Annotated in this window: 15 protein-coding genes; 5 read left to right on the forward strand and 10 right to left on the reverse strand. The window is 49.5% G+C overall.

Translation table 11 applies throughout. The annotated features are described in order from the left end of the window. Positions 1–3: 3 nt before the first annotated feature. The 3 genes from sdhA to sdhC are packed head-to-tail and all read right to left on the reverse strand — an operon-like array spanning position 4 to position 2,492. A complete protein-coding gene (sdhA, locus tag A5320_RS08350) occupies positions 4–1,776 on the reverse strand; it encodes a succinate dehydrogenase flavoprotein subunit (RefSeq protein WP_068063429.1) in 1,773 nt (590 codons plus the stop codon). Continuing rightward, on the reverse strand, positions 1,777–2,124 hold the full coding sequence (gene sdhD / locus A5320_RS08355) for a succinate dehydrogenase, hydrophobic membrane anchor protein (RefSeq protein ID WP_068063433.1): 348 nt from the start codon (positions 2,122–2,124) through the stop codon (positions 1,777–1,779). It lies immediately after the preceding gene. Continuing rightward, entirely contained in the window at positions 2,115–2,492 is a 378-nt protein-coding gene (gene sdhC / locus A5320_RS08360; protein ID WP_082971638.1) for a succinate dehydrogenase, cytochrome b556 subunit, read from the reverse strand. The genes sdhD and sdhC overlap by 10 nt, the downstream gene beginning before the upstream one ends. 392 nt (positions 2,493–2,884) lie before the next feature. Between sdhC and A5320_RS08365 the strand changes: the two genes are divergently transcribed. The 3 genes from A5320_RS08365 (at position 2,885) to A5320_RS08375 (ending at position 5,959) form a co-directional block, all read left to right on the forward strand. After that, the gene (locus A5320_RS08365; RefSeq protein WP_068063436.1) at positions 2,885–4,171 is read left to right on the forward strand and encodes a citrate synthase; all 1,287 of its coding nucleotides are present in this window, start codon (positions 2,885–2,887) and stop codon (positions 4,169–4,171) included. Between the two features lie 121 nt (positions 4,172–4,292). Further along, positions 4,293–5,504, forward strand: coding sequence for an aminotransferase class V-fold PLP-dependent enzyme (locus tag A5320_RS08370; RefSeq protein WP_068063437.1), 1,212 nt, complete (start codon positions 4,293–4,295; stop codon positions 5,502–5,504). Continuing rightward, the gene (locus tag A5320_RS08375) at positions 5,504–5,959 is read left to right on the forward strand and encodes a SufE family protein (protein ID WP_068063438.1); all 456 of its coding nucleotides are present in this window, start codon (positions 5,504–5,506) and stop codon (positions 5,957–5,959) included. The genes A5320_RS08370 and A5320_RS08375 overlap by 1 nt, the downstream gene beginning before the upstream one ends. Before the next feature lie 19 nt (positions 5,960–5,978). On the opposite strand, the gene tcdA is transcribed toward A5320_RS08375, so the two are convergent. The 7 genes from tcdA to A5320_RS08410 all read right to left on the reverse strand — a co-directional run bounded on the left by tcdA (position 5,979) and on the right by A5320_RS08410 (position 13,731). Next, positions 5,979–6,821, reverse strand: coding sequence for a tRNA cyclic N6-threonylcarbamoyladenosine(37) synthase TcdA (gene tcdA / locus A5320_RS08380; RefSeq protein WP_068063440.1), 843 nt, complete (start codon positions 6,819–6,821; stop codon positions 5,979–5,981). A 114-nt stretch (positions 6,822–6,935) separates the two neighbouring features. Then, positions 6,936–7,640 carry a pseudouridine synthase gene (locus tag A5320_RS08385; RefSeq protein WP_068064763.1) on the reverse strand — a complete coding sequence of 235 codons (705 nt, stop codon included), beginning with the start codon at positions 7,638–7,640 and terminating at the stop codon, positions 6,936–6,938. Positions 7,641–7,669: 29 nt separating this feature from the next. Beyond that, positions 7,670–8,428 carry a 3-deoxy-manno-octulosonate cytidylyltransferase gene (gene kdsB / locus A5320_RS08390; protein ID WP_068063441.1) on the reverse strand — a complete coding sequence of 253 codons (759 nt, stop codon included), beginning with the start codon at positions 8,426–8,428 and terminating at the stop codon, positions 7,670–7,672. Beyond that, positions 8,416–8,613 carry a Trm112 family protein gene (locus A5320_RS08395; protein ID WP_068063442.1) on the reverse strand — a complete coding sequence of 66 codons (198 nt, stop codon included), beginning with the start codon at positions 8,611–8,613 and terminating at the stop codon, positions 8,416–8,418. The genes kdsB and A5320_RS08395 overlap by 13 nt, the downstream gene beginning before the upstream one ends. Next, positions 8,603–9,586 carry a tetraacyldisaccharide 4'-kinase gene (gene lpxK / locus A5320_RS08400; RefSeq protein WP_068063443.1) on the reverse strand — a complete coding sequence of 328 codons (984 nt, stop codon included), beginning with the start codon at positions 9,584–9,586 and terminating at the stop codon, positions 8,603–8,605. The genes A5320_RS08395 and lpxK overlap by 11 nt, the downstream gene beginning before the upstream one ends. Beyond that, positions 9,583–11,334, reverse strand: coding sequence for a lipid A export permease/ATP-binding protein MsbA (msbA, locus tag A5320_RS08405; protein ID WP_068063445.1), 1,752 nt, complete (start codon positions 11,332–11,334; stop codon positions 9,583–9,585). The genes lpxK and msbA overlap by 4 nt, the downstream gene beginning before the upstream one ends. A 33-nt stretch (positions 11,335–11,367) precedes the next feature. Then, entirely contained in the window at positions 11,368–13,731 is a 2,364-nt protein-coding gene (locus A5320_RS08410) for a DNA internalization-related competence protein ComEC/Rec2 (RefSeq protein ID WP_068063447.1), read from the reverse strand. Between the two features lie 25 nt (positions 13,732–13,756). Between A5320_RS08410 and A5320_RS08415 the strand changes: the two genes are divergently transcribed. Together A5320_RS08415 and A5320_RS08420 are read left to right on the forward strand one after the other, a co-directional pair. Further along, positions 13,757–14,284, forward strand: coding sequence for a DUF2062 domain-containing protein (locus A5320_RS08415; RefSeq protein ID WP_068063448.1), 528 nt, complete (start codon positions 13,757–13,759; stop codon positions 14,282–14,284). A gap of 72 nt (positions 14,285–14,356) precedes the next feature. Continuing rightward, positions 14,357–14,878, forward strand: coding sequence for a DUF2062 domain-containing protein (locus tag A5320_RS08420; RefSeq protein WP_068063450.1), 522 nt, complete (start codon positions 14,357–14,359; stop codon positions 14,876–14,878). The last annotated feature ends 1 nt before the right edge of the window (position 14,879 follow it).

Below are 14,879 nucleotides of genomic sequence, written 5' to 3' on the forward strand. Positions count from 1 at the left end.
CTCTTAATAAGTACGAGCTTTAGGTTGGAAGGCTTCACGGAACTTCGGTTCCAGATTCACTTTACGCTTGAACATGGATTCAGAGTCCGGCGTGTACACGCTGTGACATAACCAGTTCTCGTCGTCGCGATCCGGGAAGTCAAACCGGGCATGAGCGCCACGGCTTTCAGTCCGGAAGTTCGCGGCAACAGCGGTTGAAAACGCTGTTTCCATCAGGTTATCCAGTTCCAGACATTCAATCCGTGCGGTATTAAAGTCTGAACTCTTGTCATCCAGACGGGCATATTTCAGCCGCTCACGAATGACTTTTAATTCAGCTAAACCTTCAGCCATCGCAACGCCTTCACGGAACACCGAGAAGTTCAGTTGCATACAGGTTTGTAAATCTTTTTTGATTTGAACCGGATCTTCACCCTGACCAATTTTGGTATCTTCCCAGCGCTGGGTACGGGCAAGTGCGGCCTGGATATCAGAATCAGTAGCGCCACGGCCTTCAGAGGTTGCAGCTAAAGCTTCGCCTAAATGCAGACCAGTCGCACGACCGAACACCACTAAGTCCAGCAACGAGTTACCACCCAAGCGGTTAGCACCGTGAACTGACACACAAGCGATTTCACCACAAGCAAACAAACCAGCTACGATGGTTTCAGAACCATCAGCTTTTGGATGAATAACCTGGCCATGCACGTTGGTTGGAATACCACCCATCATGTAATGGCAAGTTGGGATCACTGGAATTGGCTCTTTCACCGGGTCAACGTGGGCGAAAGTTTTAGACAGTTCACAGACACCTGGTAAGCGGCTTTCTAAAACTTCAGCACCTAAGTGGTCCAGTTTCAGTTTGATATGCGGGCCCCATGGACCATCACAGCCGCGGCCTTCACGGATTTCCGTCATCATTGAACGGGCAACCACGTCACGACCGGCTAAGTCTTTGGCGTTTGGCGCATAACGTTCCATGAAACGCTCGCCATTTTTATTCAGTAAATATCCACCTTCACCACGGCAACCTTCGGTCACCAGGGTACCGGCACCTGCGATGCCCGTTGGGTGGAATTGCCACATTTCCATATCCTGCAGTGGCACACCAGCACGCAGCGCCATACCGACCCCGTCACCGGTGTTGATGTGAGCATTGGTGGTTGAGGCGAAAATACGACCTGCGCCGCCAGTCGCCAGCACAGTAGCGCGGGCTTTAAAATAAACGATTTCGCCACTTTCGATGTCAATGGCAGTACAACCGACCACAGCACCGTCCTGGTTCTTCACCAGATCAAGGGCATACCACTCAGAGAAAACCTGAGTTTTGTTCTTCACGTTTTGCTGGTACAGCAGGTGCAATAAGGCATGACCGGTCCGGTCAGCTGCAGCTGCAGTACGGGCAGCTTGTTCGCCACCAAAATTCTTTGACTGGCCACCAAACGGACGTTGGTAAACACGGCCATTCTCAAAACGAGAGAATGGTAAGCCCATGTTTTCTAACTCAGTAATAGCTTCAGGGCCAGTTTTGCACATGTATTCAATCGCGTCCTGGTCACCGATATAATCGGAGCCTTTGACGGTATCAAACATGTGCCATTCCCAGTTGTCCGGATGTGAGTTACCGAGCGCAACAGTAATACCGCCTTGCGCAGAAACAGTGTGAGAACGGGTTGGGAATACTTTGGATAATAAGGCACAGGTTAAACCTGATTCAGTGATTTGCAGTGCGGCACGCATACCGGCACCACCGGCGCCGATCACAACGGCGTCAAATTCGCGAACTGGAATATTCAATTAAGCACCCCACAGAACAAACAGGCCTACAGCCACATAACCAAAGGCAATGGTGTACAACACAAATTGCAGTACCGCGCGGGTTGCTGCAGATTTGACGTAGTCAGTCAGTACTTGCCACAGACCAATTTTGGTGTGAACGGCAATACAAACCAATGCCAATAAGGTGAAAGCTTTTACCAGAATATTAGAAAATAATGCTTTCCAACCTTCATAGGTAATTTCTGGAGTACAAAGGAAATAACCGAGGATAAACAGGGTATACAGCGTTAAAATAATCGCTGTGGCGCGTAATGAAACGTAATCTTGTACGCCATCACGTTTTAAAGATGCTTGATTCAGAACCATAACCAGACTCCAGCTAATACGGCCAGAACAATCCAGAGTGCAATGGTGATTTTAGCGCTCAGTTTGCCCGACTCTAACTCTTCCCAATGGCCCATATCCATAATCAGGTGACGAATGCCGCCCAACAGGTGATATAGCAACATGGTGATGGTGCCCCAGGCGATGAACTTGGCGATAAAAGAAGTCATCACTTCCTTCACCAGTGCAAAACCTTCAGCAGAAGACAGGGACACTGCCCAGGCCCAGATCACGAAAATCAGCGCGAAAAACATTGCGACGCCGGTTACACGATGCAGGATAGATGCAGTTGCCGTTACCGGCATGGATATAGTGGTAAGGTCTAGATTTACAGGTCTTTGCTTTTTCACAGTTTCTTGCCTATCGACGCCCTATTCTGAGCTTTGTTGTCATTATACGTTGCTGCGTAAACAGTCAACACCCAATGGATATACAGGCTACAGCGCGGTGTGGTTCAGCCCAATTTTTTTATCTATTGATCGGTGAACTGATTTCGAACCCGCAACAGTATATATTTCACCAGTCTGGAATACAATTTATGTTTAATTTTGTTGAAGAAAATCCATAGCTGACACGGTAACTGATTTACTCAGACTGGCAATACGACTAGAGTCGAATACTTATTATCCAGCGCTTATCCGACAATTATCTATCTGAGCATTAAAATTGACTTTTAGGTCCCAGTTGCGGGTAGAATAAGAATTTCTACCGGTTAAACCAATAACAACACAGGAGAAATCCAATGGCTGATAAAAAAGCTGTCGTGCATATCGATGGCCTGGCGCCAATCGAACTGCCAATTTATTCGGGCTCGGCAGGCACTGACGTCATCGATGTACGGGCCTTGGGTCAACATGGCTACTTCACCTTCGATCCGGGCTTTATGTCGACAGGCTCTTGTGAATCTAAAATCACTTACATCGACGGCGACAACGGCGTGTTATTACACCGTGGTTACCCGATTGAGCAGTTAGCCGTTGAGTCGGATTATCTGGAAACCTGTTATCTGTTACTGGAAGGCGAACTGCCAACCAAAGCACAATACGACAACTTCACTCACGTGATTACCCGTCACACTATGGTGCATGAAAAACTGGCATCATTTTTCCAGGGTTTCCGCGTTGATGCACACCCAATGGCGATGCTTTGTGGTGTCGTTGGTGCGATGTCTTCGTTCTACCACTCAGATTTAAACGTCAACGATCCAGAGCAACGTAAACGCTCGGCGCACCGGTTAATCGCTAAACTGCCAACGATTGCGGCGATGGCGTATAAGTACACTGTGGGACAGCCATTTGTGTACCCGCGCAACGAATTAAGCTACGCCGAAAACTTCCTGCACATGATGTTTTCGGTACCAGCCGAGCATTATGACGTGAGTCCGATTGTCGCCAAAGCGATGGACCGGATATTCATGTTGCATGCCGATCACGAGCAAAATGCTTCAACCTCAACAGTGCGTTTAGCCGGTTCTTCAGGTGCTAACCCGTATGCTTGTATCGCAGCTGGTATTGCCTCGTTATGGGGCCCGGCACACGGCGGCGCCAACGAAGCTTGTCTGGTAATGTTGCAGGAAATTGGGACTGTGGATCGCATTCCGGAATTTGTGCGTCGTGCCAAAGATAAAAACGATTCTTTCCGTTTAATGGGCTTCGGTCACCGCGTGTACAAAAACTTTGACCCACGGGCTAAAGTGATGCGCGATACCTGCCATGAAGTGTTAAAAGAGCTGAATATCAAAGATCCACTGCTGGATGTGGCAATGGAACTTGAGCGTATTGCGCTGGAAGACCCGTACTTCATCGAGAAAAAACTGTACCCAAACGTCGATTTCTACTCAGGCATTATCCTGAAAGCCATCGGCATTCCAACCAGCATGTTCACCGTGATCTTCGCGATGAGCCGGACTGTTGGCTGGATCTCTCACTGGGACGAAATGCTGTCGGACAAAGGCCACAAAATCGGCCGTCCACGTCAGCTGTACACAGGCTACACCGCCCGCGACTTTATCAAAGTCGAAAAACGTTAATTTCGTTTGAAATGAATAAAGCGACTTCGGTCGCTTTTTTTTCGTCTATTGATTGTCGGGTTGATGCGCCTGCTAAAACAGGGCAAAATCGCGCCTTTATTGTTATGCGGCAGGACCTTCTTTGAACTTTGATCTCACGGCTTTTCGCGCCGAATTTGCTTTTTTTAATCAGCAGCCGGATTGGGTTTATCTGGACAACGCCGCGACGATGCATAAACCTGCGGCGGTGATTAGCGCAGAAGCTGAGTTCTATCAGACATTTAACGCCAATGTCCATCGCGGCGCCCATCAGCTCAGCCAACAAGCCACCCAAAAGTTTGAACAGGCGCGTGATACGGTAGCGGAATACCTGAACACCCGCGCCCGCGAAGAAATTATCTGGTGTAGCGGCGCCACAGCGGCGCTGAATCAGTTGGCCTATGGCTTGATGGGCACTGTGCTGCACCCTGGCGACCGGGTGCTGATTAGCGCGCTTGAGCATCACGCCAACATCGTGCCCTGGCAATTTCATTGTGAGCAGCTTGGCGTATTGCTGGATGTAATCCCACTGGATGCCAATCATCAACTTGATGTAGCCGAATATCAGCGACTGCTGGCGCTAAAGCCGAAAGTGGTGAGTATTGCTCAGGTTTCGAATGTGCTGGGTCATATTCAGCCGGTGGCAGTCATGGTGCAACAAGCAAAAGCCGCCGGCGCCATCACCATCATCGACGGCGCACAGGGCATTTTGCTGCAACAGCCTGATGTACAACAATTAGACTGCGATTTTTACGTATTCTCGGGCCATAAAGTATATGGTCCAACGGGTATTGGTGTGCTTTATGGAAAGCGCCCTAAACTCGAATTACTTCGACCGTTGCTTTATGGCGGTGAAATGATCCAGCAAGTCAGCTTTAGCGGCACCACTTTGAATCAGTTGCCCTACCGGCTGGAAGCTGGCACGCCAAATATTGCCGGCGCAATTGGCTTGGCTGCGGCGCTTCGTTGGTTACAACCATGGGATCACCTCGCTATCGCCCAGCATAAACAGCAACTTTTACAGCAGCTGCATCATGGGTTGCAGCAACTTTCGGGAATTGAGTTAATTTCACAGCTTCAAAACAACGCTGGTATTATCGCCTTTAATATCAAAGGCGAGCATCACAGTGATGTGGCTGCACTTTTAAATCAGCAGCAGATAGCCGTTCGCGCTGGCACGCACTGCGCGATGCCGTTGTTTGCCGCTATTGGCAAATCCGGTGCCGTGCGTATGTCATTAGCGGCTTACAATACGCCGCAGGATGTTGCACGGACTTTAGTTGCAGTCCGCCAGGTACTGGAGATTTTAAGCTGATGACTGGTTTAACTTTATTGATGGTGGACACTGATCAAACGCTGCAGCAAATCAAACAGCAGCAACTACCAATCCTTATCCAAACCACTGACTGGCAAAGCAAATATCGGATTTTAATGCAGCTCGGTAAAGGTGTCCCCGCTTTTACTACCGACTTGCAGCGGGATGAATTCTTAATTGCTGGTTGCGATAGTAAAGCCTGGTTACTACATGAATATCACCAACAAAGCGGTCGCCATTATTGGGCCTTTGACAGCGAAGCACGTATTATCAAAGGCTTGGTGCTGCTGGCTTTGTGTCAGCTCAATGGTTTAACCAACACCGAGCTTGTGCAAATTAACTTTTCACAGTTATTTGCCCTGCCAGGTGTGCAGCAAAATTTAAGCCCGTCGCGGCAAAATGGTTTGCATGCAGTGCTGAAAAAACTGAGCCAACAAGCTGGATTGCCAGGCTGACGGACTGGCGACGTTACAATTAACCTTCGGCGGTAGACTGATCTTTTATTGCTGCGTTTGCCGTCTGTTGCGCTTTTTCCGCCAGTTTTTTCAGCACCCGCGATACCGCAACAAAAGCGAAACTCGCGGTAACCACAGTGACAGCACCAAAACCACCACTGCAATCAAGCCGCATCGAACCGCCCTCTTCCGGGCGCAGCATCTCAGGCTTTGCCTGACACACTCCACCGTCGGCCTTGGGGTAACTCAGCTGTTCTGTTGAATACACCGCATCAATCCCAAACCGCCGTTTGACGTTGCGGCTGTAATTGTAATCACGACGCAGGTTATTGCGCACCTTGGCGAGCAGTGGGTCGTTGATGGTTTGGGTTAAATCAGCCAGCTGAATTTGCGTTGGATCGGTCTGGCCGCCAGCACCACCAATAGTCACCAATGGAATTTTATTGCGTTTACAATGCGCAATCAGCGATGTTTTGGCTTTAATCGCGTCAATCGCATCTATGACATAACTAAATTCAGGTTTCATCAGCTCGAACAAGTTGTCAGCTGCAACAAAATCAGTCACCTGGTGTACTTTGCAAGCTGGGTTAATTTGTAAAATCCGCGTCGCCATCACCGCCACTTTATCCTGACCAATACTGTCGGTCAGTGCATGAATTTGTCGGTTGACGTTGGAAATACAAACATCATCTAAATCAATCAGCGTGATTTCACCAATTCCGGAGCGCGCCAAAGCTTCAGCCGCCCAGCTGCCAACACCGCCAATCCCAACGACACAGACATGAGCTTGCTGGAAAAATTCAAGCGCGCGAACGCCGTACAAACGGCCAATTCCGGCAAAACGTAATTGATAATCGGACATCACATCATCTCAGCTGGCTATTGCGCAGCGTATAAGTCTCTAAATTTGTTAACATAGGGGTCAGAGTCAATTGTTAACAGCTTGACTGTTAACAATTGACTCTGACCCCGTAATTTACAATGTCGGCCATTGCAGTGACCAGGGCTCGGCCCATTGATTTTGCAATTGCTGCTGCACCGCCGGATTTTGAAACAATGCACCAACCATGGGTGTCAGTCGGTACTGATAAAGCTGGCCTTGAAAAGTAAAACTTAAGGCATAAGCATGCAGATAAACCCGATCTGCGGCTTCTGCCTGATACAGTTCATCACCCAAAATCGGCGCTGACACCGACTTCAGCGCAACCCTGATCTGATGGGTTTTACCGGTAAAAGGTTTAATCAGGTACAACCGACAGCGCGGCGGTAACTCGGTCGCCTCATTAAAACCGTGCGAAAAAAAATAACTAATCGCTGGATTTTGCATGCTGCTTAATAATTTATAAGCACCCCGCCGCGCCGGCGCCATATCACCTTTCACCCAGCCTTGTTTTTTAGCAACTCTACCGGTGCTAAGCGCCAGATAATATTTCTGAATTTGCTGCGTGGCAAAAAGCTCCGAAAGTGCGGCTGCTGCAGCCGAACTTTTAGCAAATAGAATTAAACCTGAGGTCACTTTATCCAGCCGGTGCACCGAAAAAAGCGGATAACCCAATTCAGCCGCAGCTTGCACCACTAAACCGGCGCCATCTTCGGAGTGAAAACTGATACCGGGCGCTTTATCCAGCACCACAAAATCTGCGGTTTCTGCGACTAGTTTAAAGCCAAAAGTTTCAGGCATTTCCGATACTCCCAACACCATGGGCTGCATCAAACTTGGACCAAGGTTTTGGCATGTGCTACCGCATGGGCTAAATCGGCCGGTGTATCGACGCCAACCGGCGGCACTGCTAAGGCATCAGCAACATGAATAGCTTCGCCTTGCCACAACACCCGCAGCTGCTCTAAGCATTCAATCTGCTCTAAAGCAGAGACTGGCCAGCTAATATAATCCTGAATAAAACCAGCACGATAGGCGTAAATGCCAATGTGCCGGCGATAATGTTGCACCAGTGAAGCGCTAAAAGCCTGATCGCGGTCAAATGGAATAGCACTGCGACTGAAATACAGCGCATAGCCATGTTTATCTGTCACCACTTTCACCACATTTGGATTGGCAATTTCTGCGATAGATGAGAGTGGCACCGATAAAGTTGCCATTCGTGCTTTTTGCTGTGCCGCCAGGTTTGCTGCAACCTGACCAATAATTGCCGGCGGAATAAAAGGCTCGTCGCCTTGTACATTCACCACCACAGTGTCTGCAGATAACTGCAGCTTTTTCACCACTTCAGCCAGACGTTCGGTGCCGGAATTGTGACTGGCACTGGTCATGATGACCGTTGCACCAAACTCAATTGCGGCTTGCTCAACCCGGCTATCGTCGGTTGCAATCACCACCTGACTGGCACCACTTAGCATTGCCTGCTGCCACACCCATTGGATCATCGGCTTACCGGCAATATCGGCCAGTGGTTTGCCGGGCAACCTGGTACTGGCAAAACGTGCCGGAATAACGACTACGAAAGCCATGGTTCAATCTCTTGTAGTGATAATTCCCGGCTTTCTGAACTGAGTAGCACTGGAATATCCTGTTTCACCGGATAAGCCAACCGGTCAAAAGTGCAAATCAATTGCTGATTTGGTTTATCCAGCTTCAGCCGGCCTTTACACAATGGGCACGCAATAATGTCCAGTAACGCAATATTAAACGCCATAACGACTCCTGAGCTGTTGCAATTTATCGGCAATCACATCGATAGCCGGTTGCGGTAAACGGGCGGTAACCGGCAAATAAAACCAGTCAGGACCAGCAAAAGCTCGGCATTTTACCGCGTCTTTTTCGGTCATTAAAATCGGGCCTGGTAAATCGGCAAAATCTGCGGCGCCGAAGGCGTAATGATCGGCAAAAAAATGCGCGCTGCTGCTGTGATAGTCCATTTGCGCTGCACTTCGGGTAAATCGCCTTGGATTGCCAATACCGCTGACCAGCGTCACTTGCGCGCCAGCGGGAAGTTTTTTATTGTCATCGTTCAGGCTGCGGGCTGGTTCAACTTGTAAGTCAAAAGTCCAGTGTGCGAGGGCGCTGGCGCTGCTGTTCGCCAGCACTAAATCGGCATTTTTCAGTCGCCAGACGTCTTCCCGCAGCGGACCTGCCGGTAACAGTAAACCATTGCCGATGCCACGGCTGCCATCGAGCAGAATAATTTCCAGATCACGCACCAGCGCATAATGCTGCAGGCCGTCATCGGAAATAATGATATTGCAGCCTGATGTGGCATGTAGCAGCTTTGCTGCCGCCACCCGATCCGGACACACCACCACCGGACATCCACTGCGGCAGGCCAATAAAAATGGCTCATCACCGACCGTTGCCGCAGAATCAGTTTGCAAATTAATCAGTTTGGGGGACGTTAACTTCACGCCATAACCCCGGCTGACAATGCCGGGTTTAAGCCCCTGCGCCTGCAGATATTCGCAAAGCCACAGCGTTATTGGCGTTTTGCCAGTGCCGCCGACTGTGATATTTCCCACCACAATCACTGGCACCGGCATCCGGTGGGATACTTTAAAACCAGCTTTAAATAACCAGCGCCGACTGGCACTTAAGACTGCAAATAGCAGACTTAATGGCAGCAATAACCAGCTCCAGCCAAACGGCTGATACCAGCTGCGCTCCAGCGAATTCATGCCGACTCGCCAAACTGCAATCGGTACAGATTGGCATAAGTACCGTTTTGCGCCAGCAACTCGCGATGATTACCCCGCTCGATAATTTGCCCTTGCTCCATCACCAGAATCAGGTCGGCGTTTTCGATGGTGGACAATCGATGCGCAATGACTAAGTTCGTGCGATTTTTAAGCAGCTCATCCAGCGCCGCCTGGATCTTGCGCTCAGATTCGGTATCAAGCGCCGAGGTTGCTTCATCCAGCACCAAAATCGGTGATTGACGTAACAAGGCGCGGGCTATAGCGATGCGCTGACGCTGGCCACCGGATAACGTCACGCCATTTTCACCAATTTGGGTGTCGAGACCAAGTGGCATCTGCGCAGCAAACTCCATCACATGGGCTTTTTCCGCCACATCCAATAAGCGTTCGGGGCTTAATTCGCCGTCATAACCATAACTAATATTGTTGGCAATACTATCGTTAAACAACACCACTTGTTGCGACACTACGGCAATTTGTCGACGTAACGAGGCTAAAGTGCAATCTTTGGTGTTGATGCCATCGAGCAGAATTTCGCCCTGTTCAATTTCATAAAAACGCGGTAACAAACTGGAAATAGTGGTTTTGCCGCTACCGGACTTGCCAACCAAAGCCACGGTTTGGCCGGCTTTCACGCTAAAATTAATGTCCTTCAGCACCTGCTTGTCATGGCCGGGATAAGCAAAAGTAAGTTGTTTAAATTCAATATCACCTTGAATGCGCGGCAGTTCGATAGTGCCATGATCCTGCTCGATTTTTTCATCCAACACGCTAAACACTGTCGCCGCAGCGGCCATGCCTTTTTGAAAATCGCTATTGACTGTCGTCAGCTGTTTCAGCGGTTTGAGCAATAACATCATCGAAGTGATCATTTCGGTAAATTTGCCTGGTGTCAGTGAGTCAAGCATTTCCGGGAAACTCGCCAGATAAATGACAAAAGCCAGCGCAAATGAAGCGATAAACTGTATAAGTGACACGCTGATCGCACGGGTCGATTCCAGCTTCACATCCAAGCGGCGGTTTTTGTTGTTGATCGCCATAAAACGCTGATTTTCTATGTCTTTACCGCCAAAGGATAAAATAACCTTATGGCCATTTAACATCTGCTCGGCACTGGCAGTCACTTCGCCCATCGCCCCTTGCATATTGTTGCTGATCTGGCGAAAACGCTTGGATACCGCCGATACGATGACCGCAATAATCGGCGCAATCAGCAAAAATATCGCCGACAACTGCCAGCTGTTATAAAACATTAACCCCAGTAAGCCGATGACAAAAGCGCCTTCATGGATCAACACCACCAAAGCTTTACTGGACGCCTGTTTAATTTGTTCAGCGTCGTAGGTAATACGCGAAATCATTTCGCCGGTGGAATGTTTGTCGTGATAACTGACCGGTAAGGCGATCATCTGGCTGAATAATTGTTGGCGTAAGTCTTTGACGATATGGGTGCCAGCCCAGTTCAGACAATAACTGGCAGTAAAATGAAACACGCCACGAAGTAAAAATAGCAGCACCACAAAAAATGGTGCCATGGCCAGATAACTCATATCACGCTGGGTGATACCACGGTCAATAAACTGATCAAACTCCGACAGGAAAAATACGTCCACTGACGCATAGCCAATCATCCCAAGCACAGCGACAATAAAGCCGGCACGATAGGGCTTCAAATAGCTGAATAATCGTTTAAAAGTCGAAGTTGAACTCTGGATAAGTGCTGTCAAAATAACGTCCTGACCATGAAAAACCTTGGCATTCTACCTTGTTGTGGTACGAGTTTCAGCATGCTCAGGCAGATTTTCCAGCCATTTCACTAACCTGCCATGACGGACACTTTGTAAAATCAGCTGTTGATCGGAAAAAGTCAGGCTAATCGCCCCCTGCTCTGCGGTATTCCACAGCGGAATTTGCAGCAACCCTAAGGTCGCTACAACTTCAGTGGCCGGATGCCGATATGGGTTTTGCCAACCGGCACTGTTCAGCGCCAACGAAGGTTGTAACTGCTGCAAAAACCGCAACGATGACGAAGTCTGACTGCCGTGATGTCCCAATAGCAGCACATCGGCATTCAGTGTTGGATAAAGTTTTCGTAGTTGCTGCTCAACTTCTTTGCTGGCATCCCCGGTCAGCAAAATTTTTACCGCTCCTACGCTGACCAGCAGCACACAGGAACTGTCATTTTTACTGCGCCCAACGCCATCTTTGGCTGGCCACAGTTGCTGCAGCTGAAACTGTTGCCACTGCCCGGGCAATTGCCGGCAATTTAAATCAGGCCGTAGCCGCTTTACATCCGAGACCCACAAGGCTTTTGGATAAGCGGCTTTTAGCACGGTCGGATCGCCGGTGTGGTCGCTGTCGTCGTGGCTAATCAGCACAAAATCCAGCTGCCGGATCCCGACATAACGCAAAAAAGGCAACAACTGCTGCTTAGTGGCGCTGTAACTACCATAACGCGGCCCTAAATCATAAACCAGACCGTGCCTGCCCTGCTGCAGTACCACTGCGGTGCCTTGCCCGACATCGACCAGATGTAGTTTTGGCAACACTGGCAACCAAAGTGCGTACACCAGCGGCACACAGCCAATCCCGGCCAGCGTCAAGCCAAGCAAACGATGAGGCAACAAACAACAACTGGCTGTTGCGACCAGCAATATCGCAACATAAGGCGTTTGTTGGGGTAGCGACCACCAGGCATCGCTGGTTGCCGCATATTGGAGCCACCACCACAAGGGTTGATAAATCCAGTCGATCCCTTGCCACAACCAGGCAAGTGGCACACTGCTTAATTGCTGTAATAAAAAAACCATCAGTAACAATGGAATTGCCAACAAGCTGCACCAGGGCACAAACAGCAGATTCGAAATTAATGCCAGCGGCGCCACCCCATCAAAAATCAGCAATCCCAGCGGCAACATTAACAAACTGAAAAACAGTTGATAGCGTAAAAAATGCCATAACATGGTTCGCAAATACCGGGTGCGCAAATATACATTCCGCCAGGAGAAGGCTCGCCATGCGGTAGATGCCGTTGTTGCTTCATTTGTTGCGACTGTTACTGATGGTCGCGTTGGTATTGGATAACGCCACGCCAGCAAAAACACCAAAGCTAAAGCACTCACCGATAGCCAAAAACTAAGACTTAACAGCCAATACGGTTGCCACAATAACAACCCAGCCGTCAGCACCAGACTAAAACGCCAACCACTACAACGCCGGTGACATAGTTTCAGCGCAACCAGGATCGCCAGCGCCAGCATGGCGCGTAACGTCGGGATCGCCCAACCCGCCAGCAGGCAATACAACCAGGCTGCCAATAAAGCCGTCAGCCAGCCCAGCACATATCGTTGTTTCGCCGTTAGGGGCAGTTGCCGCCACAGCGGCATTAGCAACATCAGCCAGCCAAACACCAGCGCGATATGCATGCCAGAAATAGAAATTAAATGCGCCAGACCCGTTGCCTGCAGCCCGTCCCAGGTGTCATCGCTAAATGGCCGCTCTCCCACCGTCAATGCGATGAGTAATGGTGCCGTCGAATACGCAGCAAGCTGTTGTTGCAGCGCATCGTACACCTGCTGTCGCCAAATGGCCGTACCACCGAGATATTCTGCAGCGCCAACCTCATCGGAGCCAACGACAGTTCCCTGTAATAGCACACCTTGCACCAGCGCATTGGCTTCGCTGATCCCGCGCCCCGGATTGGCCAGCCCCCGCACCGGACGCAGTTTTAGCTGAAACTGCCAACGCTGACCTTGCTTGGGAGAAATGGCCGTCTGCGGCCAGCGGATCTGCAGCAAACGACCGGCAGCCAGTTGCGGTTTATCCTTTACAGTTTCATGGAGCTGTAATATAAACCTGCTGCCAATGTCATAGGATTGCGGGATGCTAATGATAGTGCCAGCCACGAATGTGGTATGCTCAGCCAGCAATTGCTGACGGGCTTGGTCGTCAAGCTGATGATTCAGACAAAGACTTAACAAAAATGCGCTAATGCCGGCCAAGTAAAATTGGCGCAGCAAAACACCAGACAACAGCAGAAGCAGCGGCCATAGCGGGTTTGGCACAGCAGGCAGCCATAAAGATGCCAGTGCAGCCGTCAAAATGCCCAAACAAAAACGTTCCATGTTTCATTTTGGTTAATGAGTTGTAATGCCTAAGAACTTTATAAAAAAATACCTGCCAGATCCAGACTCGATTAAAAATCATCAATCGATGAAAATTTTCGGCAAGTTTATTCATGACGGGAATTTATGGCATTTGCATCGTCGATCTGCGCGCGGTGCCTTTGCGGCCGGGCTATTCGCAGCTTTAATGCCGATGCCGGGACAGACAGTGCTGGCGGTTGCCCTTGCCATTTTATTTCGGGTGAATATTCCGATTTCAGTGGCGTTATGCTGGGTAACCAATCCATTTACCATGGCACCGATTTTTTATATTTGTTACAACATCGGTATTTTTGTGCTGGGACACCCACCGCAAGATGTTGAATTTCATGCAACTTTTGAATGGCTAATGGCCAGTATCAATACTGTTGGTAAACCGTTTTTAGTCGGCAGCCTGATTTTTGCGAGTGTGGTTTCAGCATTATCCTGGATGATTATTGATGGCCTGTGGCGGCTGAATATCAGCCGTGCCTGGAAAAAACGCCAACTGAAGCGCCAGCGACTGGATGAGTGATTAAAACTGGACCGGTTTTTTGATTATAGTTTTTTGATTATAGTTGTTTGATTTATATGAGTAATATTCCCTATGTTCAGCGCCTGGTTACAGCGATTTAAACCCGACACTGAAAAGCTTCGTGCACACAAATCTTTACAGATGCTGGGGCCAGCGCTACATGATGCCAATTTATGGCACTTCAACCGCCGCTCTGCCCGCAATGCCGTCGCTGTTGGTTTGTTCTGCGCCTTCCTGCCGATCCCGTTTCAAATGGTGGTCGCAGCCTTCCTTGCTATCAGCTTTCATGCCTATTTACCGTTATCTATTGCACTAGTCTGGATCACCAATCCGCTGACCATGCCGGTGATCTTTTATCTGTGTTATGTGTTTGGGAATTTTCTACTGGGATTGCCAGAGCAGCACTTTGCCTTTGAAGTGAGCTGGAGTTGGCTGGCGCAAAGTGCACAGACCGTCGGTGTGCCATTTTTAACCGGTTGTCTGGTGGCCGGTGTGTTAACGGCCAGTCTGGCAGCTTTTGTGATGCACCACGGCTGGCGTTATCACGTCGCCAAACGCTGGCAGCGCCGTCGGCTAAGCCGAGGACAACGATAAT

The organism is Rheinheimera sp. SA_1, from assembly GCF_001669775.1.
Taxonomy (GTDB): domain Bacteria; phylum Pseudomonadota; class Gammaproteobacteria; order Enterobacterales; family Alteromonadaceae; genus Pararheinheimera.

What these genes read in the sequence shown, in the direction of transcription:
- sdhD (WP_068063433.1), bottom strand. Translation starts at nt 2,124, where the DNA reads ATGGTTCTGAATCAAGCATCTTTAAAACGTGATGGCGTACAAGATTAC.
- A5320_RS08365 (WP_068063436.1), top strand. Translation starts at nt 2,885, where the DNA reads ATGGCTGATAAAAAAGCTGTCGTGCATATCGATGGCCTGGCGCCAATC.
- A5320_RS08375 (WP_068063438.1), top strand. Translation starts at nt 5,504, where the DNA reads ATGACTGGTTTAACTTTATTGATGGTGGACACTGATCAAACGCTGCAG.
- tcdA (WP_068063440.1), bottom strand. Translation starts at nt 6,821, where the DNA reads ATGTCCGATTATCAATTACGTTTTGCCGGAATTGGCCGTTTGTACGGC.
- A5320_RS08385 (WP_068064763.1), bottom strand. Translation starts at nt 7,640, where the DNA reads ATGCCTGAAACTTTTGGCTTTAAACTAGTCGCAGAAACCGCAGATTTT.
- kdsB (WP_068063441.1), bottom strand. Translation starts at nt 8,428, where the DNA reads ATGGCTTTCGTAGTCGTTATTCCGGCACGTTTTGCCAGTACCAGGTTG.
- A5320_RS08395 (WP_068063442.1), bottom strand. Translation starts at nt 8,613, where the DNA reads ATGGCGTTTAATATTGCGTTACTGGACATTATTGCGTGCCCATTGTGT.
- lpxK (WP_068063443.1), bottom strand. Translation starts at nt 9,586, where the DNA reads ATGAATTCGCTGGAGCGCAGCTGGTATCAGCCGTTTGGCTGGAGCTGG.
- A5320_RS08410 (WP_068063447.1), bottom strand. Translation starts at nt 13,731, where the DNA reads ATGGAACGTTTTTGTTTGGGCATTTTGACGGCTGCACTGGCATCTTTA.
- A5320_RS08415 (WP_068063448.1), top strand. Translation starts at nt 13,757, where the DNA reads ATGCCTAAGAACTTTATAAAAAAATACCTGCCAGATCCAGACTCGATT.
- A5320_RS08420 (WP_068063450.1), top strand. Translation starts at nt 14,357, where the DNA reads ATGTTCAGCGCCTGGTTACAGCGATTTAAACCCGACACTGAAAAGCTT.